This window comes from Xenorhabdus sp. PB62.4 (assembly GCF_014467285.1).
Lineage (GTDB): Bacteria > Pseudomonadota > Gammaproteobacteria > Enterobacterales > Enterobacteriaceae > Xenorhabdus.
On the sequence record NZ_NKHR01000006.1, the window covers coordinates 132,966 to 159,072 of the forward strand.

A 26,107-nucleotide genomic window follows, 5' to 3' on the forward strand; every position below is an offset into this window, starting at 1 on the left:
GGTAACCTGAGTATGTTTCGTGGAGCAACACTGGTTAATCTCGATAGTAAAGGGCGGCTCACTGTACCAGCCCGATATAGGGAAACGCTGAATGAGGAATCAACAGGTCAAATGGTTTGTACCATTGATCTCCATCAGCCGTGCCTGTTGCTTTATACATTACCCGAATGGGAAATCATCGAAGAAAAGTTATCTCGCTTATCCAGCATGAATCCAGCCGAACGTCGCGTTCAACGTTTGTTATTGGGACACGCCAGTGAATGTCAAATGGACAGTGCAGGGCGTCTTTTATTAGCTAATACATTGCGTCAGCATGCAGGGCTAACAAAAGAGGTCATGCTGGTTGGGCAATTTAATAAATTTGAATTGTGGGATGAGCAAGTTTGGTATCAGCAAGTACAGAATGACATTGCGGCTGAGCAGTCTCCACAAGAACCTTTATCAGCAAGGCTACAGGATTTATCACTATAAACATGGCAAACAGTCATTTCAAACATACCAGTGTATTACTGGATGAAGCTGTCAATGGATTGAATCTTCAAGAAGATGGAATTTATATAGATGGAACATTTGGGCGTGGAGGGCATTCACGCCTGATTTTGTCAAAGTTGGGGCCTAATGGGCGTTTAATGGCAATTGATCGTGATCCACAAGCTATTGAAGCGTCAAAGGCGATTACTGACACGCGTTTTTCTATCACTCATGGGCCGTTTTCTGAATTGGCAACCTATGTAGAAGAAGCGGGTCTGGTTGGGAAAATTGATGGCGTATTGCTGGACTTAGGGGTTTCATCCCCACAGTTGGATGATCCTGAACGTGGTTTTTCATTTATGCGTGATGGGCCACTGGATATGCGGATGGATCCTACGCGTGGGCAGTCTGCTGCACAATGGTTGATGAAAGCAGAAGCAGATGACATCGCATGGGTATTGAAGACATTTGGTGAAGAGCGCTTTGCCAAACGTATCGCAAAAGCCATTGTGGCACGCAATCAGGAACAACCGATGACGCGTACCCGAGAGCTGGCAGAACTCATTGCTCAGGCAAGCCCAGTGAAGGAAAGGCATAAGCATCCGGCAACACGCAGCTTTCAGGCTATCAGGATTTACATTAACAGTGAACTGGAAGAGATAGAACGTGCATTGAATGGTGCATTGCGCGTTCTTGCACCACAGGGGCGATTATCTGTCATCAGTTTCCACTCGTTGGAAGATCGCATAGTGAAAAGCTTTATCCGGCAACACAGCCAGGGGCCACAGGTTCCAGCAGGTTTACCTCTCACAGAAGTGCAACTAAAAGCGTTGGGAGGACGGAGTCTGAAATCCATTGGCAAAATGAAGCCTTCAGAGGATGAAGTGGCCACAAACCCAAGAGCGCGAAGCTCGGTTTTGCGATTTGCTGAAAAGGTGAGTGAATAATGGCAGGTGAGCGTCATGGATTAGTCGGGGTTATTGGCGGGGATATGATCCGCAATGCCAAAATCCCACTGATTTTGCTGGTGGCGGTTGTGATTTCAGCCATCAGTGTTGTGACGGTCACCCATCAAACCCGCTTATTGACCGCGGAGAAAGAGCGTCAAGTGATCCAGCTTGATGCTCAGGATATTGAATGGCGTAACCTGCTCCTTGAAGAGAATGCTCTGGGTGATCACAGTCGGGTTGAACGGATTGCGACTGAAAAATTGCAGATGCAACATGTTGATCCAAGTAAAGAAAACATTGTGATCACTCAATGAGTCCAGTTGACAACCAAAAGGTAGGCGATGAAAGCTGCACGCTCTTTAAAGTTGAAAAAGCAAGAAGATAAAGCAAGTTTTGTAAGCTGGCGTTTTGCCTTGCTGTGCGGGGGCATTGGGTTTGCTTTAATCGGGCTTTTGATTCGTGTTGCCTATTTGCAGATAATCAATCCTGACCGTTTGGTAAAAGAAGGTGATTCGCGCTCCCTGCGCGTCCAGGCTGTCCCGACCGCCCGTGGCATGATAAATGATCGCAATGGGCGTCCTCTTGCTGTTAGTGTGCCTGTTGATGCTGTTTGGGCTGATCCCAAAGAAGTATTTGAGAAAGGCGGTATCACAGATGATACCCGCTGGAAGGCGTTGGCTGATGCACTATCCATTCCGATTGAGCAACTAACCAGCAAAATCAGTGAATATCCCAATGGGCGCTTTGTTTACCTTGCCCGCCAAGTAAATACCTCCATCGGTGATTATGTCGAGAAATTGAAATTACCGGGCATCTATTTGCGTCAGGAATCCCGTCGTTATTATCCGGCAGGGCAGGTGACCGCACATATTATTGGCGTGACCAACATTGATGGTACGGGAATTGAAGGCGTTGAGAAAAGCTTTGATAGTTGGCTGACCGGTATGCCGGGAAGCCGGACTGTGCGTAAAGATCGCACAGGCCGTGTTATTGAGGATGTCGCATCTACGGATAGCCGGGCTGCCCATGATCTGATGCTTAGCATTGATGAGCGTCTTCAAACCTTGGTGTATCGGGAACTGACTAAAGCCGTCTCACTGAACAAAGCTGAATCCGGTACGGCTGTACTGGTTGATGTGAATACGGGAGAAGTATTGGCGATGGCTAATAGCCCATCTTACAACCCGAATAATTTGGCCGGAACACCGAAAGATGCGATGCGAAACCGCGCCATCACGGATATTTTCGAGCCCGGCTCTACGGTGAAACCACTGGTGGTAATGAGTGCACTGAACAGTGGGATTGTGAAAGAAAATACGGTGCTGGATACCAGACCATATCGATTAACGTATGGTTCGCGCGGACACGAAATCAAAGACGTCGCCCCACGCCCTGAGTTAACCATTACCGGAATTTTACAGAAGTCGAGTAACGTTGGTGTTTCTAAACTGGCGTTAGCGATGCCTGCCTCGGAGCTGGTAAGTGTTTATTCACGCTTTGGGATGGGAAAACCGACCAATTTGGGGCTGGTCGGAGAAAGTAGTGGCTTATTTCCAACAAATAAACAACGGTGGTCAGATCTTGATAGGGCCACCTTTTCTTTCGGCTACGGGCTAATGGTAACGCCGTTACAGTTAGCGCGAGTCTATGCAACGATAGGCAGTTTGGGCGTTTATCGCCCACTGTCAATTACCAAAGTCGATCCACCCGTACCCGGAACGCGCGTATTTCCTGAACCTATCATGCGGACAGTGGTGCACATGATGGAGAGCGTAGCATTACCCGGTGGGGGTGGTGTACGGGCAGCGATAAAAGGTTATCGCATCGCAATTAAAACCGGTACGGCGAAAAAAGTCGGGCCGGATGGCAAATATGTCAATAAATATATTTCTTATACCGCAGGGGTTGCGCCTGCGAGTAATCCCCGGTTTGCACTGGTTGTGATCATCAATGATCCACAAGCAGGTAAATATTATGGTGGTGCGGTTTCGGCGCCCATCTTCGGAGCCATCATGAGTGGTGTCTTGCGCACGATGAACGTTGAGCCAGATGCGTTACCTGTGGGTGATAAAAACGAATTTATGATTAATAAATAAAGAGGATTAAAGTGGCAGATCGTAATTTACGCGATTTATTGGCTCCATGGGGTGTTGATACACCGGAGCTTCCGCTGCGTGAAATGACATTGGACAGCCGTAAGGCGGCTGCCGGAGATCTGTTTGTTGCAATTCAAGGGCATCAAACAGATGGTCGAAAGTATATTCCTCAAGCCATCGCTCAAGGCGTTGCGGCGGTGATTGCAGAAGCGAAGGGAAAAGCGGATAACGGCACGATACAGACGGTGCACGGTGTACCGGTTATCTATTTGGATGATTTGAATAATAAATTGTCAGAACTGGCTGGTGAGTTTTACCGACATCCCGGTAATAAGCTGACATTGGTAGGTGTTACCGGAACCAATGGAAAAACAACAACAACACAATTGCTGGCACAATGGAGCCAAGGGCTTGGAGAAACCAGTGCGGTGATGGGAACGGTAGGAAATGGTTTGTTGGGTATGGTTGTGCCCAGTGAAAATACTACGGGTTCTGCCGTTGATATTCAGCTTGATTTACAGCAGCTTATTAATCAGCGCGCCACTTTTGCTGCAATGGAAGTTTCTTCACATGGGTTGATTCAGGGAAGAGTGGCGGCATTGCCATTTCAGGCAGCCGTTTTTACTAATTTAAGCCGCGATCACCTTGATTATCATGGTGATATGGAAAGTTACGAAGATGCCAAATGGATGCTGTTCGGCAGCCATGATGTGAAACAGAAAATCATCAATGCAGATGATGATGTGGGACAGAAGTGGTTGTCTCGCTTACCGGATGCGGTTGCAGTCACTATGGAAAGCCGTTTGCCGGAAAATTGGCAGGGGCGCTGGTTATCGGCCAATGCAGTCCATTATCACGACAAAGGCGCCTCTATTGCATTTACTTCAAGTTGGGGAAATGGAACGCTCAACAGCCCTCTAATGGGCGCATTCAATGTCAGTAATTTACTTTTGGCGCTCGCGACCTTGCTGTCATTGGAATATCCGCTGAAAAAATTGCTGGCAGCAGCGTCTTGTCTGGAACCTGTTTGCGGGCGTATGGAAGTCTTTTCCGCGGCGGGTCGTCCTACTGTTGTTGTCGATTATGCCCATACACCAGATGCCTTGGAAAAAGCGCTGTCGGCAGCTCGTCTGCATTGTAAGGGACAACTCTGGTGCGTCTTTGGTTGTGGTGGTGATCGCGATAAAGGCAAACGTCCTCTGATGGGCGGTGTTGCAGAGCAAGGGGCTGATCGCGTAGTTGTGACGGATGACAATCCCCGCAGTGAAGAACCACAGGCCATTGTGGCAGATATTCTGGACGGATTTATCGATCCGGGTCGGGCAATGGCGATTCATGGGCGTGTTGAAGCTGTCACCAGCGCCATTATGCAAGCGGCTGAAGAAGATGTTGTTCTTGTGGCAGGTAAAGGCCACGAAGATTATCAATTGGTCGGCAATCGTCGTTTGGATTATTCAGATCGCCTGACCGTTGCTCGTTTGTTGGGGGTAATCGCATGATCCCACTAACATTCCGGCAATTGGCCCAAATAACAGGTGGAATGCTATATCAGGTTACTGAACAGCAGGCAGCCGATATCAAGATCCATGCTGTGGAAACCGATAGCCGCAAAGTTGTACGCGGTGGTTTGTTCATTGCTTTAAAAGGCGAAAAATTTGATGCTCACGATTTCGTTGCTGATGTAGCTCATTTCGGCGTAGGAGCGTTGCTGGTCAATCGTCGCTTTGATATTGACTGTCCTCAGGTGATTGTCGAAGACACACGCTTGGCGATGGGCAAACTGGCGGGTTGGGTTCGTCAACAAAGCAAAGCGCGGATCGTAGCCCTGACGGGTTCGTCGGGCAAAACATCCGTCAAGGAAATGACAGCAGCGATTTTGCGACAATGTGGAAATACCCTTTATACAGCGGGTAACTTCAATAATGACATTGGTGTGCCATTGACTTTATTCCGGCTCACCGATGAACACCAATTTGCCGTGATTGAACTGGGCGCTAACCATACCGGCGAAATTGCCTATACCACTGAGATGACGCGTCCTGAAAGTGCTCTGGTGAATAATCTGTTTTCTGCTCATCTGGAAGGTTTTGGTTCTTTGGAAGGGGTTGCAAAGGCAAAAGGTGAGATCTTTGAAGGTCTTGCTCCAACCGGAACCGCCATTATCAATCTGGACAGCCATGATTGGGAAAACTGGCAACACAGCATTAATGATCAGCAGACAGTATGGCGTTTCTCTGCGTCATCAATGGCAGGGGCTGACTTTTACGCAACGGATATTTCTGAACAGCCACTGGCAACACATTTTTGCCTTCATACCCCAATCGGCAAGACTGAGCTGACATTGCCATTGCCGGGTAAACACAATATTGCCAATGCACTGGCAGCCAGTGCTCTCGCCATTTCTGTTGGCGCATCTCTGGAAAATATTTGTGTCGGGTTATCAGGATTAAAAGCAGTTTCAGGTCGTTTATTCCCCATTCATCTCACAGAGGGGAAAGTCGTGTTGGATGACACCTATAACGCTAATCCCGGCTCAATGATTGCAGCAGCGAATGTATTGTCGCAGATGCCTGATTATCGGGTTATGGTTGTCGGCGATATGGGAGAACTGGGAGAACAGGCGGTTCAGTGCCACCGTGAAGTGGGAGAAGCCATAGCCTCTTCAAATATAAATAAAGTATTCAGTGTAGGGGTTCTTAGTACCCATATTAGTGACGCGAGTGGTCGAGGGCAGCATTTCGCGAACAAGGCTGATTTAGTTGCAGCGCTGCTTTCTTTACTGGAACAACACGAAATGATTTCCATATTAATTAAAGGTTCACGTAGTGCCGCAATGGAAGAGGTAGTGAACTCACTGAAGGAGAACTTCCAATGTTAGTTTGGCTGGCCGAATATTTAGTTAAATATTACTCAGGCTTTAACGTCTTTTCTTATCTGACGTTCAGAGCGATTGTTGGCTTGCTGACAGCATTATTCATTGCGTTATGGATGGGGCCAACCCTGATTGCTTATCTGCAAAAGCTACAGATTGGTCAGGTTGTGCGTAATGATGGCCCGGAATCCCACTTCAGTAAACGCGGAACACCAACGATGGGCGGGTTGCTGATTTTGTTCTCCATCGCTATCTCTGTTTTGTTGTGGGCGCGTTTAGATAACCCTTATGTCTGGTGTGTACTGGTTGTGTTACTGGGCTATGGCATTGTTGGGTTTGTAGACGACTATCGTAAAGTGGTTCGCAAAGATACCAAGGGGTTAATTGCCCGTTGGAAATATTTCTGGCAATCCGTTTTAGCTTTGGGTGTGGCGTTTGCCATGTACAGCATCGGCAAAGATACGCCAGCAACACAATTGGTAGTGCCATTCTTCAAAGAAGTCATGCCGCAACTGGGATTGCTTTACATTTTGTTGAGCTATTTCGTGATAGTAGGCACCAGTAATGCGGTGAACCTGACTGATGGATTGGATGGTCTGGCTATCATGCCAACGGTACTGGTTGCAGCCGGTTTCGCTTTGGTGGCATGGGCAACGGGTAACGTGAACTTTGCCAATTATCTGCATATACCTTACTTAAGTCACGCAGGTGAATTGGTGATTGTCTGTACCGCGATAGTGGGAGCCGGATTGGGCTTCTTGTGGTTCAACACCTACCCGGCGCAAGTGTTCATGGGAGATGTGGGTTCGCTGGCTTTGGGGGGAGCGTTAGGCACTATTGCGGTATTGCTGCGTCAAGAGTTCCTGTTGGTCATCATGGGAGGCGTATTTGTGGTGGAAACGCTCTCTGTCATTTTGCAGGTTGGCTCATTTAAGCTGCGTGGACAGCGTATTTTCCGCATGGCACCGATTCACCATCATTATGAATTGAAAGGCTGGCCAGAGCCGCGCGTTATCGTGCGTTTCTGGATTATTTCCCTGATGTTAGTACTGATTGGTCTGGCAACCCTTAAGGTACGTTAATCATGGCTAAGTTATTCATGACTGAATACAGAGGCAAAAAAGTCGTCATTGTCGGGTTAGGGCTGACAGGTCTTTCCTGTGTTGACTTTTTTATCACACGGGGTGTGACTCCGCGTGTAATGGATACCCGTATCATACCACCGGGCAGCGATAAGCTGCCTGATGATGTTGAATGTCACACTGGCAGTTTAAATAAACAATGGCTGCTTGATGCTGACTTGATCGTTACCAGTCCGGGAATTGCGTTGGCAACGCCTGAATTGCAGGCTGCGGCTGATGCTGGCGTTGAAATTGTTGGAGACATTGAGCTGTTTTGCCGTGAAGCCATAGCACCGATTGTTGCCATTACGGGATCAAACGGAAAAAGCACAGTGACTACTCTGGTTGGTGAGATGGCAAAAGAAGCCGGATGGCAGGTTGGAGTAGGGGGAAACATTGGTATCCCTGCTCTGGAATTATTGAAAAAACCTTGCCAGCTATATGTATTGGAGCTTTCCAGCTTTCAGCTTGAAACGACTTACAGCCTGAAAGCCGCCGCCGCGACTGTACTGAATGTCACCGAAGACCATATGGTGCGCTATCCAAAAGGGTTGTCACAGTATCGAGCGGCGAAATTGCGAATTTACGATCAAGCAAAAGTCTGTGTAGTGAATGAACAAAATGTTTTGACGTTGCCAGAGGCTGGCAAAGATAGCCGTTGTACCAGCTTTGGTGTGGACTGCGGGGATTATCAACTTGATAGTGAACATCAACAATTGGTGGTTAATCAGTCCCCAGTGTTGTCAACCCGTGAAATGCAGTTGGCTGGGCAACATAACTACACGAATGGGCTGGCGGCATTAGCTTTGGCGGATGCTGTCGGTATTCCTCGTGCGGCCAGCCTTCAGGCATTGCGGACTTACTCTGGGTTAGATCACCGTTTTCAGGTGATTCATATGAGAAATGGTGTTCGCTGGGTAAATGACTCTAAAGCAACCAATGTTGGCAGCACCCAAGCGGCACTCAGCGGATTGAGTTTGGAAGGTACGCTTTATCTTTTATTGGGCGGCGATGGAAAAGCGGCAGACTTTACTCCGCTGAAACCCTATATCGCAGGGAAGAATATTCGTCTTTATTGTTTTGGCCGTGATGGGGATCAACTGGCGCAATTGCGTCCTGAAATCTCAATACTGACAGAAACGATGGAACAGGCGATGAGAGAAATTGCAGCTAAATTAGTTGTTGGCGATATGGTTCTACTGTCACCCGCTTGCGCGAGTTTCGATCAGTTCAATGGTTTTGAACATCGTGGTCATGAATTTGCCCGTTTGGCAGAGGAGTTAGGCTGATGACCATTCCAGGCCTTGGTAAATTTAAAAATTGGTTGGCGGGAAATGTGGAAGCAGATACCACAGATATCGTCATGTATGATCGTACCCTGGTCTGGATGATATTGGGGCTGGCTGTTATCGGCTTTATCATGGTGACATCCGCCTCAATGCCAGTTGGTCAGCGTCTCGCTAAAGATCCCTTTATCTTCGCGCAACGCGATGCGATTTATTTGCTACTGTGCTTTTTATTATCTCTGGTCACGCTGCGCATTCCGATGGGTTTCTGGCTGCGTTACAGCAATGTCATGTTGCTATGCACAATTATGATGTTGATTGTGGTGCTATTTGTCGGTAGCTCGGTCAATGGTGCGTCACGTTGGGTGGCGATTGGCCCGCTGCGTATTCAACCTGCCGAATTATCGAAATTATCGCTCTTTTGCTACCTCTCCAGTTATCTGGTCAGAAAGGTTGAGGAAGTAAGAAACAATTTTTGGGGGTTCTGCAAGCCAATGGGCGTCATGATTGCATTGGCGATTTTGCTGTTGGCACAGCCGGATTTAGGCACAGTGATTGTGTTGTTTGTTACAACATTAGCACTGCTGTTTCTGGCAGGGGCAAAATTATGGCAGTTCCTTGCCATTATTGGCTGTGGAATATTTGCCGTATGCGTACTGATTGTTGCTGAACCTTATCGTATGCGCAGGGTAACTTCTTTTCTGAATCCGTGGGAAGATCCGTTCGGCAGTGGTTATCAGTTAACCCAGTCACTAATGGCATTTGGTCGTGGAAGTTTCTTCGGACAAGGGCTGGGAAATTCAGTCCAAAAATTGGAATACCTGCCAGAAGCCCATACTGACTTTATTTTCTCCATCCTGGCCGAAGAATTAGGTTATTTCGGTGTGGTTTTAGTGTTGGCAATGGTATTCTTCGTCGCTTTCCGCGCAATGATGATTGGTCGCAGGGCATTGCAGCTTAATCAACGGTTTTCAGGCTTTTTGGCTTGCGCAATCGGCGTATGGTTCAGCTTTCAGGCGTTCATCAATGTTGGCGCAGCGGCAGGTATGCTGCCAACGAAAGGATTAACATTACCTCTGGTGAGTTACGGTGGTTCGAGTCTGATTGTCATGTCGACAGCCATCGTCTTGTTATTGCGAATTGATTATGAAGTGCGCCTGACAAAAGCACAGGCATTCGTAAGGAGCCCCAAATGAGTGGCAAAAACCGGCGTTTAATGGTGATGGCAGGTGGTACAGGCGGTCATGTGTTTCCGGGACTGGCTGTTGCTCACCATTTAAAAGAGCAAGGGTGGGATATTCGCTGGTTGGGAACGGCTGATCGCATGGAAGCTGATTTGGTTCCAAAACATGGCATTGATATTGAGTTTATTCAGATCTCAGGATTGCGGGGCAAGGGAATCAAAGCACTGCTGGCGGCCCCCATTGGAATTTTTAAAGCGATTCGGCAGGCAAAAGCGATTATGCGTCGTTACCAGCCGGACGTTGTACTGGGGATGGGAGGCTATGTCTCTGGCCCTGGCGGAATAGCCGCATGGTTATGTGGCATTCCCGTTGTTCTGCATGAACAAAACGGCATCGCAGGACTGACTAATCGTTGGTTGGCTAAAATTGCCAAAACGGTTTTACAGGCATTTCCGGGAGCATTTCCTAAGGCACCGGTTGTTGGTAACCCTGTACGGGAAGATGTACTGGCATTGCCCCTGCCAGCACAGCGTTTGGTTGGACGTGAAGGCCCCGTTCGGGTGCTGATTGTGGGTGGTAGCCAAGGAGCGAGAATTCTGAACCAGACTATGCCAGAAGTCGCCGCTCGCTTGGGCGATAAAGTCACATTATGGCATCAGGCTGGTAAGGGCGCTCAGGAAGAAACACAGAAAAAATATGAAAATTTGGTTAAGTCCGAATTCAAAGTGACTGAATTTATTGATGATATGGCGCAGGCTTATGCGTGGGCAGATGTTGTGGTATGTCGTTCGGGTGCTCTGACGGTTAGCGAAGTCTCTGCCGCGGGCTTGCCTGCCATTTTTGTTCCATTCCAGCATAAAGATCGCCAGCAATATTGGAATGCCTTGCCATTGGAGAAAGTAGGGGCTGCAAAGATACTCGAACAGCCGGAGTTTACGGTCGATGCGGTGGCAGGATTGTTAACTCAGTGGCAACGCCCACAATTACTGGAAATGGCAGAAAAAGCACGCTCAGTGGCTATCATTAACGCAACCGAGCGGGTGTCAGCAGCGCTGAACGATGCTGTTGAAAATCATTCAGGCCGTTCTAAATAGAACGGTGAATAAACATAACGAGTGAAGATTAAAACGTGAATACACAACAATTGGCGAAATTAAGAGCTTCAGTGCCTGAAATGAGAAAAGTCAGGCATATCCACTTTGTTGGCATAGGGGGTGCTGGCATGGGTGGTATCGCCGAGGTGTTGGCTAATGAAGGTTATCAGATAAGTGGTTCTGATCTGGCGCCCAATCCTGTCACACAACAACTGATTGCACTGGGCGTAACTATTTATTTTAATCACCGCCCGGAAAACGTGCGGGATGCCAGTGTAGTCGTTGCATCCACAGCTATTCCTGCGGATAACCCAGAAATTATTGCGGCTCGTGAAGCGCGCATTCCAGTGATTCGCCGTGCAGAAATGCTGGCAGAGCTTATGCGTTACCGCCATGGCATTGCCATTGCAGGAACGCATGGAAAAACGACTACAACAGCCATGATTGCAGGTATTTATGCGCAAGCGGGACTCGATCCAACCTTTGTTAATGGTGGATTAGTGAAAGCCGCAGGCACACATGCCCGTTTAGGTAGCAGTCGTTACCTGATTGCAGAAGCTGATGAAAGTGATGCGTCATTTTTACACTTGCAACCCATGATGGCAGTGGTCACCAATATCGAAGCAGACCATATGGATACCTATCAGGGAGACTTCGAAAATCTGAAACAGACGTTTGTTAATTTCCTGCATAATCTGCCGTTTTATGGTCGGGCGGTGATGTGCATTGATGATCCTGTTGTAAAAGAACTCATTCCCCGGATTGGGCGTTATATCACAACCTACGGTTTTAGCGAGGAAGCGGACGTTCGTATTACTCACTATGAGCAGAAGGGAGCACAGGGGTTCTTCACTATTAGCCGGCATGATTTGCCAGATCTGCATGTGGTGTTAAATGCACCGGGGCGTCACAACGCGTTGAATGCGACGGCGGCTGTAGCTGTAGCAACAGAAGAGGGCATCAATGATGCTGCTATTTTGGCGTCACTGGCAGAATTTCAGGGAACCGGGCGTCGATTTGATTTTCTGGGAGAGTTTTCTCTCAAGCATGTCAATGGGAAAGAAGGCAGTGTGATGTTGGTGGATGATTATGGTCATCATCCAACGGAAGTTGACGCTACGATTAAAGCTGCACGGGCTGGCTGGACGGATAAACGTATAGTGATGGTATTCCAGCCACACCGTTATTCAAGAACTCGTGATTTATATGATGATTTTGCCAATGTTCTGAATCAGGTAGATGTTTTATTGATGCTGGATGTGTATGCAGCAGGTGAAACGCCTATTCCTGGGGCGGATAGCCGTTCGTTATGCCGTACTATCCGTAGCCGTGGAAAATTGGATCCGATTTTCGTGTCAGAGCCTGAGCAAATTTCAGTCATGCTGTCACAAGTAATAGAAAACAATGACTTAGTTTTGGTACAGGGTGCCGGTAATATCGGTAAAATAGCGCGCAATCTGGCTGAAACAAAATTACAGCCATCTTTTAATGAGGGAGAACATCATGATTGATAAAGTCGCCGTTCTGTTAGGTGGAACATCTGCTGAACGTGAGGTATCACTGCTATCAGGACACGCTGTTGTGGCAGGGCTGAAAGAAGCCGGTATTGACGCCCATTCAGTTGATACAAAAGACTTTGATGTGACTAAACTCAAGGAAGAAGGATTCAGTAAAGTCTTTATCGCGCTACATGGTCGTGGCGGTGAAGATGGCACTCTGCAAGGTTTGTTGGAGTTTTTACAACTTCCTTATACCGGCAGTGGTGTTATGGCCTCTGCCTTGTCAATGGACAAATTGCGCACAAAACATCTATGGCAAGGGGCAAAACTGCCGGTTTCTCCTTATGTCGCAATTAATGCTCAAAAATTTGAACAAGTTAATGATTTGCAACTCAAAGAGTATGTTCAAGAATTAGGCCTGCCATTAATGATTAAACCTAATCTGGAAGGTTCCAGTGTAGGGATGACTAAAGTGAATGACTATTCCGAATTGCGTGGCGCATTGGAATTAGCATTTCAGTACGACACGAATGTGTTGGTTGAGAAATGGTTGTTTGGGCCTGAATATACCGTGGGTTTTTTGGGGAATGAAGCGCTTCCTTCTATCCGTATCCAAGCTCCGGATGTGTTTTATGACTACGATGCGAAATATATTTCCAACGAAACAAAATACTTCTGCCCAAGCGGCTTAAGTGCGGAAAAAGAGCAGGAGCTGACGGATATCGCATCAAGGGCTTACAAAGCATTAGGGTGTAGTGGTTGGGGACGAGTCGATATTATGGACGATGGCAATGGTAACTTTTACCTGTTGGAAGCGAATACTTCCCCGGGCATGACCAGCCATAGTCTGGTACCCATTGCTGCGCGTCAGGCAGGACTCAATTTTTCTCAACTCGTAGCGAGAATTTTGGAATTGGCTGATTGATATGTCACAGGCAGCCCGGAATTTCCGGGAGCGGGAGAGCGAAGCTCAGAGAGCTCGTCCCAGTAATGGTTATTATCTGGTAGGGATTATCTTCTTCCTGATGGTGATTGGTATCATCATATGGGGAGGCTGGATGACCTTGGACTGGATGAAGGATTCGAACAGATTACCGCTCTCAAAACTGGTGTTGACTGGTGAACGCCATTACACCACGAATGATGATGTCAGACAGGCTATTTTGTCCTTGGGAGCACCCAAGACATTTATGACTCAGGATGTCAATGTCATTCAAGAAAAGATTGAACAACTGCCATGGATTCGGCAGGTCACTGTACGTAAACAATGGCCTGATGAACTGAAAATACATCTGGTAGAATACGTTCCTTATGCGCGTTGGAATGACACCCAAATGCTGGATGCAGAAGGCCGGGTATTCAGCTTGCCGATGGAACGCAGTGCAAACGGGCAATACCCGATGCTACAGGGGCCAGAAGGCAGAGAAAAAGACGTATTGGATGAATACCGTATAATGGCGGCTTTGCTTGAAGGACACCAAATCAAATTGAAAACGGTGATCATGACAGCGCGCAACTCCTGGCAGTTGATATTGGATAACGGTATCCGATTGGAGTTAGGAAATCGAGATAAAATGGAGCGAATGAAACGTTTTGTTGAACTTTATCCTGTGTTGCTGAAAAACACGGAAAAGCGCGTGGACTATGTTGACTTACGTTATGACAGCGGTGCTGCGGTAGGTTGGGCTCCTTTATTAACTGATACGCCGGTTTCAATGAACGGGCAAGAAAACAAACAGTGACTGGTAATAATACAGAAACAGGCAGAATAACGATGATCAAATCAACGGACAGAAAATTGGTAGTTGGCCTTGAAATCGGGACAGCAAAAGTATCTGCCCTGGTTGGTGAAATTCTGCCCGATGGTATGGTTAATATTATCGGAGTAGGAAGTTGCCCATCTCGCGGCATGGATAAAGGCGGTGTCAACGATCTTGAGTCGGTCGTTAAATGCGTACAGCGAGCCATTGATCAGGCTGAACTTATGGCAGATTGCCAAATCTCTTCAGTCTATCTGGCGCTTTCCGGCAAACATATCAGTTGCCAGAACGAAATTGGCATGGTGCCGATTTCGGATGAAGAAGTTACACAGGATGATGTGGACAGCGTTGTGCATACGGCCAAATCGGTTCGTGTTCGTGATGAACACCGTATTCTGCATGTGATCCCACAGGAATATGCGATTGACTATCAGGAAGGGATCAAAAATCCAGTCGGGCTATCCGGTGTGCGTATGCAGGCAAAAGTCCACTTGATTACCTGCCATAACGACATGGCGAAGAATATTGTAAAAGCTGTTGAACGTTGTGGTCTGAAAGTTGACCAACTTATTTTTGCCGGACTGGCAGCAAGTTATGCTGTGCTAACGGAAGATGAGCGTGAATTGGGCGTGTGTGTCGTTGATATTGGCGGCGGCACGATGGATATCGCTGTATACACTGGCGGTGCATTGCGTCATACCAAGGTTATTCCTTACGCAGGCAATGTGGTGACCAGTGATATCGCCTATGCGTTTGGTACTCCCCCAAGTGATGCGGAAACCATCAAGGTTCGCCATGGCTGCGCGTTGGGTTCAATAGTCAGCAAGGATGAGAGCGTAGAAGTCCCAAGTGTCGGAGGTCGCCCTCCCCGTAGTCTGCAACGTCAGACATTGGCTGAGGTAATAGAGCCTCGTTATACCGAACTGCTGAATTTAGTAAACGATGAAATCTTGCGATTGCAGGAGCAATTGCGTCAGCAGGGCGTAAAACACCACCTGGCGGCAGGGATTGTCCTGACAGGCGGAGGAGCCCAGATTGATGGTCTTGCCGATTGTGCTCAGCGGGTATTCCATACCCAAGTGCGCATTGGCCGTCCCCTGAACATCACCGGGTTGACAGATTATGTGCAGGAGCCTTGCTACTCAACAGCAGTTGGGCTTCTGCATTATGGCAAAGAATCTCACCTTGGGGGAGATTCTGATGCCGATAAAAGAACGTCAGTGAGTGGCTGGTTTAAGAAAGTCAGTAACTGGCTGAGAAAAGAATTTTGATTTTTTATACAGAGGCTACGACAATGTCGCCGGCCTTGATATAAAGGCACAAAACGGAGAGAAATTATGTTTGAACCACTGGAATTAACCAACGACGCGGTGATTAAAGTCATCGGCGTCGGCGGCGGCGGCGGTAATGCTGTAGAGCACATGGTGCGTGAGCGTATTGAAGGTGTAGACTTCTTTGCGGTTAACACCGATGCTCAGGCGCTGCGTAAGACGGCTGTTGGTCAGACTATCCAGATTGGCAACGGCATTACGAAAGGATTGGGCGCTGGAGCAAACCCTGAGGTTGGCCGTACTGCTGCGGAAGAAGATCGCGAATCATTGCGTACCGCACTGGAAGGTGCTGACATGGTATTCATCGCCGCAGGCATGGGGGGTGGTACAGGAACAGGGGCGGCTCCTGTTGTGGCCGAAATTGCTAAAGAACTTGGCATCCTGACCGTTGCTGTTGTCACTAAGCCATTTAATTTTGAAGGCAAAAAACGTATGGCCTTCGCGGAACAAGGGATCACTGAACTGTCCAAACATGTGGATTCATTGATTACCATTCCAAATGATAAGTTACTGAAAGTTCTGGGTCGCGGTATTTCCCTGTTGGATGCCTTCGGTGCAGCCAATGACGTTCTGAAAGGAGCGGTACAGGGTATTGCCGAGCTGATTACCCGCCCGGGATTGATGAACGTTGACTTTGCCGATGTTCGTACCGTGATGTCTGAAATGGGTTACGCCATGATGGGATCTGGTATTGCACAAGGTGAAGATCGAGCGGAAGAGGCAGCAGAGATGGCTATCTCCAGCCCATTGCTGGAAGATATTGATCTTTCTGGTGCACGCGGCGTTCTGGTTAACATTACAGCGGGCTTCGACCTGCGACTGGATGAATTTGAAACGGTGGGTAACACAATCCGTGCATTTGCTTCTGATAATGCAACGGTAGTTATCGGTACGTCACTGGATCCAGATATGAACGATGAGTTGCGCGTGACTGTCGTGGCTACCGGTATCGGAATGGATAAACGTCCAGAAATTACGCTGGTGACCAACAACAAAGCGCCTCAGGCAAACACGATGGATCGCCGTTACCAGCAGATGCCTGGTGGCATTCCTTCGTTGTCTGATGAGAACAAAACAGCAGCTAAAGTCGTTAATGACCAGAGTACGCATACAAGCAAGGAACCTGATTATTTGGACATTCCTGCATTTTTACGCAAGCAGGCTGATTGATTGCTAAAAAATTGGTTTCTCCGCTTTTTGTGCTAAACTATCCTGCCAATCATGCTTTATAGTGATTGGCGGGATAAGTAACATTGCGAGATATAAACGATGATCAAACAAAGGACATTAAAACGTATTGTTCAAGCGACCGGCGTCGGTTTGCACACCGGTAAGAAAGTCACGCTGACAATGCGTCCAGCACCGGCTAATACCGGGGTCATCTATCGTCGTACTGACCTGAATCCTCCGGTAGATTTTCCGGCAGATGCTAAATCTGTACGTGATACCATGCTCTGCACTTGTCTGGTGAATGAGCATAATGTACGGATTTCAACCGTTGAGCATTTGAATGCAGCGTTAGCAGGGCTAGGGATCGATAACATCGTTGTTGAAGTCGATGCGCCAGAAATCCCGATTATGGATGGTAGCGCTAGCCCGTTCGTTTTCCTGCTATTGGATGCGGGTATTGAAGAGCTGAATGTCGCGAAAAAATTCGTGCGCATGAAAGAGAGCGTTCGTGTGGAAGAGGGCGATAAATGGGCTGAATTGTCGCCTTATCACGGTTTTAGTCTCGATTTTACCATTGACTTTAACCACCCGGCGATCGATTCCAGCTCACAACGTTATGCTCTGGATTTCTCAGCAGATTCATTTGTTCGCCAGATCAGTCGTGCGCGTACTTTCGGCTTCATGCGCGATATTGAGTACCTGCAATCTAAAGGGTTGTGCCTTGGCGGCAGCTTTGATTGTGCGATTGTAGTAGATGATTATCGCGTACTCAATGAAGATGGTTTGCGCTTCGAAGATGAATTTGTGCGCCATAAAATGCTGGATGCGATCGGCGATCTGTTTATGTGTGGCTACAACATCATTGGCGCATTTACTGCGTTCAAATCAGGCCATGCGTTGAACAACAAACTGTTACAAACAGTTTTGGCGCAGGAAAGTGCTTGGGAGTTTGTCACATTTGAAGATGAAGCTGAAATGCCACTGGCTTTCCGTGCTCCATCATTGGTGTTGGCATAATGACTAACGAATGTGTTGCTAACATGTGTATTGGCAACATGCGTATTGGTAAAGAGTGTTGAGAACATTCCGATGATGCACCAGTGGGTTATGTTATCTATTACGCTCCTTTCGCTGATGTTTTTTATTCAGCGTTAGCGCTTCTTCTTGGCTGTACTGGTACCCTCTCCGGCCAGCGCAGCCAATCGTTCCAATCTTCTTTTCAATTTCTCAGGGCTATGTTCAGCCAACATCATTAATGTTTTTGCACTTTCATGAGTGAGCTGGCGCTTTGGTAATTCCTTATTATCATTATTGAATGCCTTTGTTGACGATCCTGAAAGACTCTGAGCATTATTATCACACTTAATCATTAATGATGGATTAATCCTGATGTCGATTGAGGATAAAGATGGTAGAATTTCGCTCCTTAGAGTAGATAGCAAAACGGGGATTTCATAACGAAGCCGGGTCATCCAACTAGCATTTCCTGCTTCCAGTACCAGAATTTGTTTGCGATAATTGGCGACCCTGCACCATGGGTGTAATTGAGCAGGAAGCAAACTGAGAACGGCACGGTTGAGTTTCAATAATGCGATGGCATGTCTTTGAATAACTTGAAGCGGGCTTTTCCCGACAGTCGCCGCGTCTTCAAATAGCGTATCTAGTGATTGTGGGCGGCTATCTCGCATAATAAAGGCAGTTCCAGTATTTATTAATGAAGGATTAATGAGTATTTTAAATCTTTGGCGACAATTTGGTAGGCGTTATTTTTGGTCTCACCTTTTACTGGGCATGGTTGCTACAGGAATTGGTGTTCCTACTGTTTTTGCCGGAGTGACAGAAAGTCTTTCCCATACAAATACTTCCTCTACCCAAGGAAACCAGAATCAAGCCTTTTCCTCGTTTGAGCATTTGTTCCAATTACACTTATTTCAACTAAAAAGTGCTCAGCGTCAACCCTCGAATTATTTAAATCACTGGCAGCAACACGCTATTCGTAATGTCATCCGTCAACTTTCTTTTGCTTTTTCGATTACGGAATCTGTTAAATACGAAGTAGCAAAAGAAAGTACTCGGATTTCTTCTCCATCCATGCAGCAACTTATGCTGGATACGTTGCATGCCATGCTGACTCAGGCACCAATGCCACTTGATGAGGCTATCTCAGATGTTGCAAGGGTGAAAGTTGTGCGTCCTGATACCCATACTCCAGCACTCTGGGTAGCCAAAACGCAAGGTATCAGAGCAGGGCCGATATCCAATCAATTATCTTTGCTTTAATGTTTCTGTCTTGTTTTTCTTTTAATTAAGACAGTTTTTAGGAAATGGTTGATTGGTTACAGAAGAAGTAGCCTTATCTGAGATGTACTAATTATGCTGATTAAATTACTAACGAAAATTTTTGGTAGCCGTAATGATCGTACTTTGCGTCGCTTACGCAAAGTGGTTGATGTAATCAACCGCATGGAGCCGGATTTTGAAAAACTCTCTGATGAAGAACTGAAAGCGAAAACAGAGCAATTTCGTGCTCGTTTGAAAGAAGGAGAGTCACTGGATAAAATTCTGCCGGAAGCGTTTGCGACTGTGCGTGAAGCCAGTAAACGTGTATTTGGTATGCGTCACTTTGATGTGCAGTTGCTGGGCGGGATGGTACTGAATGAACGCTGCATAGCAGAGATGCGTACTGGTGAAGGTAAGACACTGACCGCAACATTGCCGGCTTATCTTAACGCCTTGAGCGGACGCGGTGTCCATGTTGTAACCGTGAACGACTATCTGGCACAACGTGACGCTGAAAACAATCGTCCACTGTTTGAATTTCTTGGTCTGACCGTGGGCATTAACTTGCCTGGTATGCCAGCGCCAGCAAAACGTGAAGCCTATGCCGCTGATATTACTTACGGCACCAACAATGAGTATGGTTTCGACTATTTGCGCGACAACATGGCGTTCAGCCCAGAAGAGCGGGTCCAGCGTAAATTGCATTACGCATTGGTGGATGAGGTGGACTCCATTCTGATCGATGAAGCTCGTACCCCATTGATTATTTCTGGGCCTGCGGAGGATAGCTCTGAACTTTATATCAAAGTGGATAAGTTGATCCCGAAACTGATCCGTCAAGAAAAAGAGGATTCAGATACATTCCAGGGTGAAGGGCACTTCTCTGTTGATGAAAAAACACGCCAAGTCAATTTGACAGAACGTGGTCTGGTACTGATTGAAGAGTTATTGGTGGAAGCCAAATTGATGGAGGAAGGTGAATCCTTGTATTCTCCGACCAACATTATGCTGATGCACCATGTGACGGCTGCCCTGCGTGCCCATGCGTTGTTTACCCGTGATGTAGACTATATTGTCAAAGATGGTGAAGTCATCATTGTTGATGAACATACCGGGCGTACCATGCAAGGCCGTCGTTGGTCTGATGGCCTTCATCAGGCGGTGGAAGCCAAAGAGCGTGTTGAAATTCAGAATGAAAACCAGACACTGGCCTCGATCACATTCCAGAACTATTTCCGTATATATGAGAAATTGGCAGGTATGACGGGTACTGCCGATACAGAAGCTTTTGAATTTAGCTCCATTTATAAATTAGATACCATCGTCGTTCCAACAAACCGCCCAATGATCCGTCAAGATTTACCTGATCTGGTTTACATGACAGAAGCAGAAAAAATTGAGGCGATCATTGAAGATATCAAAGACCGTACAAGCCGTGGTCAGCCCGTTTTGGTGGGGACCATTTCGATTGAGAAATCAGAGCTTGTTTCTAATGCCTTAACTAAGGCCGGTATTGTACATAACGTCTTGAACGCAAAATTCCATGCAATGGAAGCTGACATTATTGCTCAGGCAGGTCAGGCCAGCACGGTGACTATTGCGACTAACATGGCGGGACGTGGTACCGATATCATGTTAGGCGGAAGCTGGCAGACAGAAATTGCCAAACTGGAAAATCCAACTGAAGCAGAAATCGAAAAAATCAAAGCCGCGTGGCAAGAGCGCCATGATGCGGTTTTGGCTGCGGGTGGTTTACATATTGTTGGTACAGAGCGTCATGAATCCCGCCGTATTGATAACCAGTTACGTGGTCGTGCGGGACGTCAGGGAGATGCGGGTTCTTCGCGCTTCTATCTGTCAATGGAAGATTCTTTGATGCGCATTTTTGCTTCTGACCGCGTTACCGGCATGATGCGTAAACTTGGTATGCAGCCAGGGGAAGCAATTGAACACCCATGGGTGACTAAAGCAATTGCTAATGCTCAACGTAAAGTTGAGAGCCGTAACTTTGATATCCGTAAGCAATTACTGGAATATGATGATGTTGCCAATGATCAGCGTCGAGCGATTTATGCCCAACGTAACGACTTGCTTGATGTGAGTGATGTTAGTGAAACTATTGCCAGCATTCGTGAAGATGTCTTCAAGGCCACGATTGATGCTTATATTCCACCACAATCACTGGAAGAAATGTGGAATGTTGAAGGATTGCAGGAACGTTTAGTCAACGACTTCGATCTGGAGCTGCCAATTAAAGAATGGTTGGATAAAGAACCTGAATTGCATGAAGAAACGCTGCGTGAGCGCATTCTGGAGAAAGCGATTGAGGTTTATAAACAGAAAGAAGAGATTGTCAGTGCAGAAATGATGCGTAACTTTGAGAAAGGCATCATGCTGCAAACCTTGGATACATTGTGGAAAGAACATCTGGCAGCGATGGATTACCTGCGTCAAGGTATTCACCTGCGCGGTTATGCTCAGAAAGATCCAAAGCAGGAATACAAACGTGAATCTTTTGCCATGTTTTCTAATATGCTGGAATCACTGAAATATGAAGTGATCAGTACGTTGAGCAAAGTTCAAGTCAGGATGCCAGAAGAAGTTGAAGCGTTGGAGCAGCAGCGTCGTGAGGAAGCTGAACGTCTGGCAACAAAGCAGCATCTGAGCCATGAAATCGAGCAGGGAGCGTTGATGTCAGAAGCTGAAGCTCAGATGGCAACAGGAGAGCGTAAAGTTGGCCGCAACGATCCATGCCCATGTGGTTCTGGCAAAAAATATAAGCATTGTCACGGCCGCTTATAATTAAAACTAATTGTGCTAATGGTGCATCACTATTAGCAAAAAAAACAGCTCAAACCCTCGCTCAATAGAGTTGAGGGTTTTTATTATATTGACGATTAAATCGTAGCCTTTTCGTCACTCTTCAATACCAATTCTTGCATATTGCCTATATTTTTAATGAAATTATCGTCATGGGAAATAAGTACCATTGCGCCAGTATAATCATGCAATGCTTTTTGAAGTAATTCACGTGATTCAATATCCAGATGATTATCTGGTTCATCTAATAACAGTAGGGCAGGTGCATATGGCCCACAGAACAGGCAAGCCAGCGCGACCTTAAGTTGTTCTCCTCCACTCAGATAGCCGACAGGCTTCAGAGCTTCTTCGCCACGAATACGTAATTGTGCCAATCGAGTACGGTAGCGATCTTCCGTCCAACCCGGTGACTGCCGTTGAAAGTTATACAGCGCAGATTGAGTTTTATCGAGAAACGAAAAATGTTGATCCATTAAGCGATACGAAGGTGTTATTCGGCAAGTTCCCTGTTTAGGTAAGTAATCCCCTGCCATCACCTTTAATAAGGTTGATTTTCCACTGCCGTTTTTACCAACGACAGCAAGACGTTCATCATTATTGATAGTCAGACTGATAGGAGATCCGGAACCAAAAGGTAAGATGACATCTTGTAAGTAAAGTAGGGGAGCGGTAGCCGTTTGTGGGGTTGCAACTACGATTGATAATGGATCGATAATTTCCAGTTTCGTTCTGGCATCTGTAGCGAGTAATGAGCTCCTTTGAATCCGTTCTTTGTGTTGTATTGCTTGCCGTGACAGTGTGGCTTCTGAGCGTCCAAGTTGACGATCAAGGAGGATTTGGGCTTGATTGGCATTTTCTCGTTTTTGTTTGCCTTGACTTTGCCTTTTACTGGTTTTTTCACGGTCTTTTTGCTTATCACGCAAAACTTGTTTCAGATTTTTTTGAGTTTGATCCACTTCGCGTTGAATACCGAGCCTTAGTTGCTCCTTACTTTCCAGCCAAGTTTCCCATCCACCGATACTACGAGATAACCCCAATCCGCCAAGTTCATAAACAATCGATACATGTTGTAAAAGTTGGGTATCATGGGTTACCAGCAAAATACCACCGCTGAAAGTTCCTAGCCATTGAGATAACCAAAGGCGTCCTTGCCGATCAAGGTGGTTACTTGGTTCATCCAGAATCATAAAACTAGCACCTTGCTGTTTTAGTGCTAATAGCCTGATCCGTGTTTGCTCACCACCGCTGAGGGAATCAAAAGGCTGATTTAATATGCTTGGATTGAGTTCACCTTCCGCAAGCAGAGATTCAGTCTGAAATTGCCAATCCCAATGACCTTCCATAACATCAAAATCTGCGTCATCACCAACACCCGCCAGAACGCGCTCATTGGCACTCATGATTTTGGTCAATCCCAACATGTCGGCAGCATTACCAGAAAAAGATGCTAACCCCTGTGACAAATAGCCCACATCACAGAAATGTTTCACATAGCCTTCTGTGGGAGAGGTCTGCTTTGCCAATATTGATGCCAGCCAGGATTTACCAATGCCATTACGTCCTACTAATGCGTGTTGCTCTGCATTTAAAAACATATCAATGCCAGAAAAGAGAGGCTTTGTTTCACCAGAAAATTGATAGGCGATTTGTCTTGCTTCGATTAATGATTGAACATCATTTTGCATAAACGGTGTTTCCTTAATCTTTAAAATAGTAGTTTGAATCTATTTGTAGGCTAATTTCTTACACTGTTTGCAATTTGTTTTTACATGATAGGTCTGATGTAGTGAGGTTGTGGGTAATAAGACGCGGTGAAAATCGGCTAGACATTGAATGAAATACAAGTTTGCGATTTAAGCTAATTTTAATGTAGTCTGCAAGAGATAATCACCTAAGTTAAATAATCAACGGCAAGAAAAGCGATTATGGAAAAAAAACATCTGCATATTGCAGCAGGTATCATTAAAAATAGCAATGATGAGATTTTTATCACGCAGCGTAGCGCTGATTCACATATGGGTGGTTTTTGGGAGTTTCCAGGGGGGAAACTTGAACAGGGAGAAACGCCTGAGCAGGCGTTAATCAGAGAGCTAAAGGAAGAAGTTGGTATCACGGTAACTCATAGTGAAATGATGGATACCATCAAACATGATTTCCCTGACAGAAGAATCACGCTCTACTTTTTTCTGGTCGATGAATGGAAAGATGAGCCATTTGGTAAAGAAGGACAACCTTCTCGCTGGGTTTTGCAATCAAAATTAATTGCTGATGAATTCCCCCCGGCAAACCGCAGTATTGTGGATTTACTGACGAAAGAGGGTTCGAATTAGCTAGTCGGTAGTCGGCCTTGAAACCAGACATTATACAGCAGCGCCAAATATCACTGGTGCTGCTGCATTAGCGGTCATAACTGAAATAGCGGTCATAACCGAAGTTAGATGATATTACTTATCCAGATTTGGATCTTCGCTCCAGTTATCACTTTCTGAGCTGTCGCACTGGCTCGGTATTTTCTTTTCTTCGCTGGCCCATTCGCCTAAGTCGATTAATTGGCAACGTTTACTGCAAAATGGGCGGTACGGGCTAATTTCCCCCCATATTACCGTGTTGCTGCACGTAGGGCATTCGACAGTCAATACTTCAGACATCTTACTTTCTCCTGCTAAGTTTGAATTCTATGTTAACAGCAGGCTAATTCAAATGACAAATGGGCAGGCACAACGCCATGTTCACTATCCATAGGCAAGAAACGGATGGCAAAACGTGTCTTGTAGCCAGAGACTTGTGGATAAACCAACGCACCCAACACAACATCTAGCTTTAACCTCAATAAATCTGCCTCATCAGCGTTTCCCTGATAGAATCCATTATGACTGGTTTTAGGCGTGAATGCCGCTGAATGGCGTATGAGCCCTAAAATGCTTTCCAGTGCTTGTTGTAATGGGCGAAGGCTATCTAACCAGTTTTTTACGGATTCGTCCCTGACAGATTGGGGTAAATGCAGCCACAGATGCAATGTTGGCAAATCAAAGCTACAACATCCTCCGGGAATACTGAGCCGTTGGCGCACCAGACTGATAAGGCGGTCTTCTTTGATGTATTGGCTCAGTCTTGGGGCTTGATTCAACGCAATACTGCGTCCCTTAAGTTGTTCTGCCAGATTTTGGATCATTGCAGTATCAGCATTGGGAGCACAGAGCCACTGTTTTAATTTTGCCTGCTGACGGTCGAGTTCTTTCAATAATTCAGAGCGAACTTCACCACGTTCTAAGATCTCAATTAATTCGGCAATTGTACGAAAAAATGCGAGGCTACTCGCCTGAGAATCCAGATGGCGTTGTTTTTCCAACTGTTGCAGTGAAGATTCAATCCTCAACCATGAACGCATTTTTTCATTGAGTGGATGTTCAAAAATAATAGCGGAGGTAGCATCACTCATTATGGTTTTCCTGTCTGACTGATTTTGCTAGTTTTAAATACCGTTGATGTAGTTCGACCACACGGGAAGCAATATTTTGCTCGTTGCTGTGGTTAATGATGACATCATCTGCCTTTTCCAGTCTGGCCTGACGGCTGGCTTGTGCAGCCAGAATATTTTCGACCTGCTTACGGCTCACGCCATCACGAGTCATCGTTCGGGTTATCTGTGTTTCTTCTGGGACATCAACAACTAAAATACGGTTTGCTAAATGCGTTAAATTATTTTCAATAAGTAGAGGAACTACCCAAATAACATAGGGCGCAGTAACTTGGTTCAGTTGCTTGCGTGTTTCTTTTTGTATCAGCGGATGTAAGAGCGCATTGATCCACTGCTTTTCTTCCGGGGCAGCAAAAATTTTTTGGCGCAGCAGGGTGCGGTTAAGGCTGCTATCGGCTAATAATATGTCGGGACCAAAGTGTTCTGTGATTGCCTGTAATGCGGGAGTGCCAAGAGCAACAACTTCTCTGGCAATAATATCAGCATCAACAAGAGGAACACCAAGGGATGAAAATACATTAGAGATAGTCGTTTTACCGCTACCAATTCCACCTGTGAGTGCAACAATATAAGCCATTCTATCCCTTAAAATATTTCTGATAGCATAATTAAATTGTAACCCAAGGGAGGCTTATGAGCTATAAACAAACGCGTATATCCTTCCCACCTTCCAAGTTGAATTGTTAAATACGTTT

The 26,107-nt window shown here is 46.4% G+C and carries 24 protein-coding genes; 19 read left to right on the forward strand and 5 right to left on the reverse strand.

All coding sequences use genetic code 11. From position 1 onward, the window contains the following. The first annotated feature begins 12 nt into the window (after nucleotides 1–12). The 16 genes from mraZ to lpxC all read left to right on the forward strand — a co-directional run bounded on the left by mraZ (nucleotide 13) and on the right by lpxC (nucleotide 17,851). The gene (gene mraZ / locus Xenpb_RS07825) at nucleotides 13–471 is read left to right on the forward strand and encodes a division/cell wall cluster transcriptional repressor MraZ (RefSeq protein WP_099113452.1); all 459 of its coding nucleotides are present in this window, start codon (nucleotides 13–15) and stop codon (nucleotides 469–471) included. Nucleotides 472–473: 2 nt separating this feature from the next. Beyond that, nucleotides 474–1,418 carry a 16S rRNA (cytosine(1402)-N(4))-methyltransferase RsmH gene (gene rsmH / locus Xenpb_RS07830; protein ID WP_099113453.1) on the forward strand — a complete coding sequence of 315 codons (945 nt, stop codon included), beginning with the start codon at nucleotides 474–476 and terminating at the stop codon, nucleotides 1,416–1,418. Beyond that, nucleotides 1,415–1,735 carry a cell division protein FtsL gene (gene ftsL / locus Xenpb_RS07835; RefSeq protein ID WP_099113454.1) on the forward strand — a complete coding sequence of 107 codons (321 nt, stop codon included), beginning with the start codon at nucleotides 1,415–1,417 and terminating at the stop codon, nucleotides 1,733–1,735. The genes rsmH and ftsL overlap by 4 nt, the downstream gene beginning before the upstream one ends. A 27-nt stretch (nucleotides 1,736–1,762) precedes the next feature. Beyond that, nucleotides 1,763–3,517 (forward strand): peptidoglycan glycosyltransferase FtsI, encoded by a 1,755-nt coding sequence (locus Xenpb_RS07840; RefSeq protein WP_187653806.1) that lies wholly within the window; start codon nucleotides 1,763–1,765, stop codon nucleotides 3,515–3,517. 11 nt (nucleotides 3,518–3,528) lie between these two features. Then, entirely contained in the window at nucleotides 3,529–5,016 is a 1,488-nt protein-coding gene (gene murE / locus Xenpb_RS07845; RefSeq protein WP_187653807.1) for a UDP-N-acetylmuramoyl-L-alanyl-D-glutamate--2,6-diaminopimelate ligase, read from the forward strand. Beyond that, the gene (murF, locus tag Xenpb_RS07850) at nucleotides 5,013–6,395 is read left to right on the forward strand and encodes a UDP-N-acetylmuramoyl-tripeptide--D-alanyl-D-alanine ligase (protein WP_187653808.1); all 1,383 of its coding nucleotides are present in this window, start codon (nucleotides 5,013–5,015) and stop codon (nucleotides 6,393–6,395) included. Before murE ends, murF begins: the two co-directional genes overlap by 4 nt. Further along, complete coding sequence (gene mraY, locus Xenpb_RS07855; protein WP_187653809.1) at nucleotides 6,389–7,471, forward strand: phospho-N-acetylmuramoyl-pentapeptide-transferase; 1,083 nt, start codon at nucleotides 6,389–6,391, stop codon at nucleotides 7,469–7,471. The genes murF and mraY overlap by 7 nt, the downstream gene beginning before the upstream one ends. 17 nt (nucleotides 7,472–7,488) lie before the next feature. Further along, on the forward strand, nucleotides 7,489–8,799 hold the full coding sequence (murD, locus tag Xenpb_RS07860) for a UDP-N-acetylmuramoyl-L-alanine--D-glutamate ligase (RefSeq protein ID WP_187653877.1): 1,311 nt from the start codon (nucleotides 7,489–7,491) through the stop codon (nucleotides 8,797–8,799). Then, nucleotides 8,799–9,992 (forward strand): cell division protein FtsW, encoded by a 1,194-nt coding sequence (ftsW, locus tag Xenpb_RS07865; RefSeq protein WP_187653810.1) that lies wholly within the window; start codon nucleotides 8,799–8,801, stop codon nucleotides 9,990–9,992. The genes murD and ftsW overlap by 1 nt, the downstream gene beginning before the upstream one ends. Continuing rightward, nucleotides 9,989–11,074: an undecaprenyldiphospho-muramoylpentapeptide beta-N-acetylglucosaminyltransferase gene (gene murG, locus Xenpb_RS07870; protein ID WP_187653811.1), complete on the forward strand. Its 1,086-nt coding sequence runs from the start codon at nucleotides 9,989–9,991 to the stop codon at nucleotides 11,072–11,074. The genes ftsW and murG overlap by 4 nt, the downstream gene beginning before the upstream one ends. 35 nt (nucleotides 11,075–11,109) lie before the next feature. Beyond that, nucleotides 11,110–12,585 carry a UDP-N-acetylmuramate--L-alanine ligase gene (murC, locus tag Xenpb_RS07875; protein WP_187653812.1) on the forward strand — a complete coding sequence of 492 codons (1,476 nt, stop codon included), beginning with the start codon at nucleotides 11,110–11,112 and terminating at the stop codon, nucleotides 12,583–12,585. Next, entirely contained in the window at nucleotides 12,578–13,498 is a 921-nt protein-coding gene (locus Xenpb_RS07880) for a D-alanine--D-alanine ligase (RefSeq protein WP_187653813.1), read from the forward strand. The genes murC and Xenpb_RS07880 overlap by 8 nt, the downstream gene beginning before the upstream one ends. A 1-nt stretch (nucleotide 13,499) precedes the next feature. Then, nucleotides 13,500–14,315: a cell division protein FtsQ gene (gene ftsQ, locus Xenpb_RS07885; RefSeq protein WP_187653814.1), complete on the forward strand. Its 816-nt coding sequence runs from the start codon at nucleotides 13,500–13,502 to the stop codon at nucleotides 14,313–14,315. Nucleotides 14,316–14,347: 32 nt separating this feature from the next. Continuing rightward, entirely contained in the window at nucleotides 14,348–15,604 is a 1,257-nt protein-coding gene (ftsA, locus tag Xenpb_RS07890) for a cell division protein FtsA (RefSeq protein WP_187653878.1), read from the forward strand. Nucleotides 15,605–15,670: 66 nt separating this feature from the next. Further along, nucleotides 15,671–16,834 carry a cell division protein FtsZ gene (gene ftsZ, locus Xenpb_RS07895; protein ID WP_187653815.1) on the forward strand — a complete coding sequence of 388 codons (1,164 nt, stop codon included), beginning with the start codon at nucleotides 15,671–15,673 and terminating at the stop codon, nucleotides 16,832–16,834. 99 nt (nucleotides 16,835–16,933) lie between these two features. After that, nucleotides 16,934–17,851 (forward strand): UDP-3-O-acyl-N-acetylglucosamine deacetylase, encoded by a 918-nt coding sequence (gene lpxC, locus Xenpb_RS07900; protein ID WP_187653816.1) that lies wholly within the window; start codon nucleotides 16,934–16,936, stop codon nucleotides 17,849–17,851. A 134-nt stretch (nucleotides 17,852–17,985) separates the two neighbouring features. Here the strand turns inward: lpxC and Xenpb_RS07905 are convergent, their stop codons facing one another. Beyond that, nucleotides 17,986–18,522, reverse strand: coding sequence for a DUF721 domain-containing protein (locus Xenpb_RS07905; RefSeq protein WP_099113467.1), 537 nt, complete (start codon nucleotides 18,520–18,522; stop codon nucleotides 17,986–17,988). Nucleotides 18,523–18,559: 37 nt separating this feature from the next. On the opposite strand from Xenpb_RS07905, the gene secM reads away from it, so the two are divergent. Beyond that, nucleotides 18,560–19,114, forward strand: a complete 555-nt coding sequence (gene secM, locus Xenpb_RS07910) for a secA translation cis-regulator SecM (RefSeq protein WP_187653817.1) — start codon at nucleotides 18,560–18,562, stop codon at nucleotides 19,112–19,114. A 93-nt stretch (nucleotides 19,115–19,207) separates the two neighbouring features. Beyond that, nucleotides 19,208–21,916 carry a preprotein translocase subunit SecA gene (secA, locus tag Xenpb_RS07915; RefSeq protein WP_187653818.1) on the forward strand — a complete coding sequence of 903 codons (2,709 nt, stop codon included), beginning with the start codon at nucleotides 19,208–19,210 and terminating at the stop codon, nucleotides 21,914–21,916. A 95-nt stretch (nucleotides 21,917–22,011) separates the two neighbouring features. Here secA and Xenpb_RS07920 read toward each other — a convergent pair whose 3' ends face one another. Further along, on the reverse strand, nucleotides 22,012–23,619 hold the full coding sequence (locus tag Xenpb_RS07920) for an ATP-binding cassette domain-containing protein (protein ID WP_187653819.1): 1,608 nt from the start codon (nucleotides 23,617–23,619) through the stop codon (nucleotides 22,012–22,014). A gap of 240 nt (nucleotides 23,620–23,859) precedes the next feature. Between Xenpb_RS07920 and mutT the strand changes: the two genes are divergently transcribed. Continuing rightward, nucleotides 23,860–24,264 carry an 8-oxo-dGTP diphosphatase MutT gene (gene mutT, locus Xenpb_RS07925; RefSeq protein ID WP_187653820.1) on the forward strand — a complete coding sequence of 135 codons (405 nt, stop codon included), beginning with the start codon at nucleotides 23,860–23,862 and terminating at the stop codon, nucleotides 24,262–24,264. A gap of 114 nt (nucleotides 24,265–24,378) precedes the next feature. Here mutT and yacG read toward each other — a convergent pair whose 3' ends face one another. From yacG to coaE, 3 genes are read right to left on the reverse strand one after another with little or no spacing between them, the layout of a single operon-like run. Next, on the reverse strand, nucleotides 24,379–24,582 hold the full coding sequence (yacG, locus tag Xenpb_RS07930) for a DNA gyrase inhibitor YacG (protein ID WP_187653821.1): 204 nt from the start codon (nucleotides 24,580–24,582) through the stop codon (nucleotides 24,379–24,381). A gap of 32 nt (nucleotides 24,583–24,614) precedes the next feature. Beyond that, nucleotides 24,615–25,373: a cell division protein ZapD gene (zapD, locus tag Xenpb_RS07935; protein WP_187653822.1), complete on the reverse strand. Its 759-nt coding sequence runs from the start codon at nucleotides 25,371–25,373 to the stop codon at nucleotides 24,615–24,617. Next, nucleotides 25,366–25,989, reverse strand: coding sequence for a dephospho-CoA kinase (gene coaE / locus Xenpb_RS07940; RefSeq protein WP_187653823.1), 624 nt, complete (start codon nucleotides 25,987–25,989; stop codon nucleotides 25,366–25,368). The genes zapD and coaE overlap by 8 nt, the downstream gene beginning before the upstream one ends. Nucleotides 25,990–26,107 lie beyond the last annotated feature (118 nt).

Coding starts and splice junctions, on each gene's coding strand:
- ftsW (WP_187653810.1), top strand. CDS start 8,799: ATGACCATTCCAGGCCTTGGTAAATTTAAAAATTGGTTGGCGGGAAAT.
- murG (WP_187653811.1), top strand. CDS start 9,989: ATGAGTGGCAAAAACCGGCGTTTAATGGTGATGGCAGGTGGTACAGGC.
- Xenpb_RS07905 (WP_099113467.1), bottom strand. CDS start 18,522: ATGCGAGATAGCCGCCCACAATCACTAGATACGCTATTTGAAGACGCG.
- Xenpb_RS07840 (WP_187653806.1), top strand. CDS start 1,763: ATGAAAGCTGCACGCTCTTTAAAGTTGAAAAAGCAAGAAGATAAAGCA.
- lpxC (WP_187653816.1), top strand. CDS start 16,934: ATGATCAAACAAAGGACATTAAAACGTATTGTTCAAGCGACCGGCGTC.
- secM (WP_187653817.1), top strand. CDS start 18,560: ATGAGTATTTTAAATCTTTGGCGACAATTTGGTAGGCGTTATTTTTGG.
- rsmH (WP_099113453.1), top strand. CDS start 474: ATGGCAAACAGTCATTTCAAACATACCAGTGTATTACTGGATGAAGCT.
- yacG (WP_187653821.1), bottom strand. CDS start 24,582: ATGTCTGAAGTATTGACTGTCGAATGCCCTACGTGCAGCAACACGGTA.
- ftsA (WP_187653878.1), top strand. CDS start 14,348: ATGATCAAATCAACGGACAGAAAATTGGTAGTTGGCCTTGAAATCGGG.
- ftsQ (WP_187653814.1), top strand. CDS start 13,500: ATGTCACAGGCAGCCCGGAATTTCCGGGAGCGGGAGAGCGAAGCTCAG.
- ftsZ (WP_187653815.1), top strand. CDS start 15,671: ATGTTTGAACCACTGGAATTAACCAACGACGCGGTGATTAAAGTCATC.
- secA (WP_187653818.1), top strand. CDS start 19,208: ATGCTGATTAAATTACTAACGAAAATTTTTGGTAGCCGTAATGATCGT.
- murF (WP_187653808.1), top strand. CDS start 5,013: ATGATCCCACTAACATTCCGGCAATTGGCCCAAATAACAGGTGGAATG.
- zapD (WP_187653822.1), bottom strand. CDS start 25,373: ATGAGTGATGCTACCTCCGCTATTATTTTTGAACATCCACTCAATGAA.
- Xenpb_RS07880 (WP_187653813.1), top strand. CDS start 12,578: ATGATTGATAAAGTCGCCGTTCTGTTAGGTGGAACATCTGCTGAACGT.
- mraZ (WP_099113452.1), top strand. CDS start 13: ATGTTTCGTGGAGCAACACTGGTTAATCTCGATAGTAAAGGGCGGCTC.
- murD (WP_187653877.1), top strand. CDS start 7,489: ATGACTGAATACAGAGGCAAAAAAGTCGTCATTGTCGGGTTAGGGCTG.
- mraY (WP_187653809.1), top strand. CDS start 6,389: ATGTTAGTTTGGCTGGCCGAATATTTAGTTAAATATTACTCAGGCTTT.
- mutT (WP_187653820.1), top strand. CDS start 23,860: ATGGAAAAAAAACATCTGCATATTGCAGCAGGTATCATTAAAAATAGC.
- Xenpb_RS07920 (WP_187653819.1), bottom strand. CDS start 23,619: ATGCAAAATGATGTTCAATCATTAATCGAAGCAAGACAAATCGCCTAT.
- coaE (WP_187653823.1), bottom strand. CDS start 25,989: ATGGCTTATATTGTTGCACTCACAGGTGGAATTGGTAGCGGTAAAACG.